This window comes from Albimonas pacifica (genome assembly GCF_900113695.1).
GTDB lineage: Bacteria > Pseudomonadota > Alphaproteobacteria > Rhodobacterales > Rhodobacteraceae > Albimonas > Albimonas pacifica.
In genome coordinates, this window is sequence record NZ_FOQH01000055.1 from 1 (window position 1) to 1946 (window position 1946).

The 1946-nt window shown below is 72.6% G+C and carries 3 protein-coding genes; all 3 read left to right on the forward strand.

The annotated features are described in order from the left end of the window. Positions 1-452 (forward strand): hypothetical protein (locus tag BM064_RS27730; RefSeq protein WP_177236422.1); only part of this gene is annotated, 452 nt, incomplete at its 5' end. Positions 453-474: 22 nt separating this feature from the next. Further along, positions 475-921 carry a hypothetical protein gene (locus tag BM064_RS26590; protein ID WP_092866622.1) on the forward strand — a complete coding sequence of 149 codons (447 nt, stop codon included), beginning with the start codon at positions 475-477 and terminating at the stop codon, positions 919-921. Further along, positions 918-1844, forward strand: a complete 927-nt coding sequence (locus BM064_RS26595) for a hypothetical protein (RefSeq protein ID WP_092866625.1) — start codon at positions 918-920, stop codon at positions 1842-1844. Before BM064_RS26590 ends, BM064_RS26595 begins: the two co-directional genes overlap by 4 nt. Positions 1845-1946 lie beyond the last annotated feature (102 nt).

The following is a 1946-nucleotide window of genomic DNA, read 5'->3' on the forward strand; positions in this document are numbered from 1 at the left end:
CGCTCTGGGGCGCGCCGTCCTCGGTCACGAACTTCCGACCGACCACCGACGGGCGCTCGCTCCAGTGGGACTGCGACGGCACCGCGTCCTCGATCGCCTTCGACATTCCGGAAGAGGTGACCGCGCGCGCCGTCGGCCGCCCGCTGCTGCTGGTGGCCGAGACGACCCATACGACAGCCGACGCTGAGAACGACGCGCTGTTCCTGAATGCCCGCTTCGGCCCGATCGGGAGCAACGGCGCGACCATCACGAAGGCCTCGGCCGCCCAGTCTTGGGATGCGTCGAACTTCGGCTGGGGCAAGCGCGTGCACCACGGGAAGCTGAGCATGCTCGCCGGCCCCGGCGACATCCGCGCCGAGGTCGGCCACGACAGCGGCCTCGTCGGGAGCAACGGCCACATCAAGGTGCACGCCATCCGCCTCTATGCCCTCGGCGTGCAGGGCTGCCTCTGAGACCCTGAGCAGGAGTATCGCAATGCCCGCCCGACCCCATATCGACCAGGCCGTCCTCGCGGCCATGAGCGCCGCCGGCGCGATGCACGACGCCGCCGCGGCGCTGGCGACGCGCAGCGAGATCCCCGTCACCGAGATGGCCTCGATCCTCGGCCGCCTGCAGTCGGGGTGGGAGACCGTCGGCGCGCTCTCAGGCTACGCCGACGAGGCCGTCGCCGCCGCGGCCGAGCGCGGCTGGCCGGGCGTCGTGCCCGCCGACCTCACGGTCGCGATCGGGACCGCGCACGCGGCCGGCGCCGCGCTGGTCGCGCGCGTGCTCGGCTCGGGCTGCGACCCGGCCGTCGCGCCGGCCTACGGCTGGTCGCCGAGCGGCCACCCGCTGCCGCGCAACCTCTCCTCCGGCGACCTGTCCATTCTTCGGACCGAGGCGGCCGCCCTGCGCGACGCCCTCGCCTGGGCGGCGGCGTGAGCGACCTCGTCGCCCCTGGGTCCGCCGGCCACGGGTCGTTCCGCGTGACGCCTGCCGGCCAGGTCAACTTCGACCCGCAGGGCGGAGACGGCGCGTGGCCGGTCGGCGTGACCGAGACCCGCCTGCGGGGGCTGGTGCGGGACGCGCAGGGGCGGCTCGCGATCGCGGATCTTGCGCGGGTGGATGTAAGCCGAGAAGAAGAGGGCCTGCTGCCGCCGGGATGGGCGGCGGCGCTTTCGGCTCATGGCGGCGTGGTCTTCGCAGCGACCTACTCCGACCACTTTTCCGACGCGGCCGGCACGAGCCCCACGCCCATCAACGGACGAGTTCGGGTGCAGACCAGCGTCGGGGATGCGCTCAATGCCGTGTCCCCGTCTGACGCCACCCGCCCGACCCTGCTTGGCGATGGGACCTACCTCGGCTTCCAAGGGGAGGCCTGGCTGGACGTCGGCGCGGCGGGGGGCGTGCTGCCGTCGCTGGTCGCGCAGGTCGGCGAGTCCTGGACCGTCTCCTGCGTCGCCCTGATCGAGTCGCAGGGCACCCTCGTGGCCCGAGCCGCCAGCTCCGGCGTCGGCGGCCGGACCTTCCAGATCTACGGTTCGACGTCGCTCAACATCGTTGCGCGGGGCGTCAACAACCTGGTTCCGTCTGGATATTCGATGGGGCAGTGGTTTGCGATCACCGTGCGCTGCGCCAACGGCGCGGTCACGGCGACGCTGGACGGATCGACCTGGTTCGCCGTTTCCGTCGGCAGCGCGTCGCCCGAAAGCACGCCGATCCTGATGGCTGCCCGCGCCAACGGGGGCTACCCTCTCGACGGCGGTCTCGGCGCGGTGCTCTTGCTGCGGGGCGCCGCCTCCGACGCCGAAGTCCTGGCGATGCATGTCGACCACGCTGCATTGATCGCGAGCATGCCGTCATGATCGCAGTCCCCACGCTCGTCGGCGCCGTCGAGCACGACGCCGGCGAAACCCTGATCGGCACGCTCGCGCCGACCGGCGGCACGCCCCCCTATGAGGTCGTCG

Bases quoted from the DNA above. Each gene is read 5' to 3' on its own strand.
- BM064_RS26590 (WP_092866622.1), top strand. From the start codon at position 475: ATGCCCGCCCGACCCCATATCGACCAGGCCGTCCTCGCGGCCATGAGC.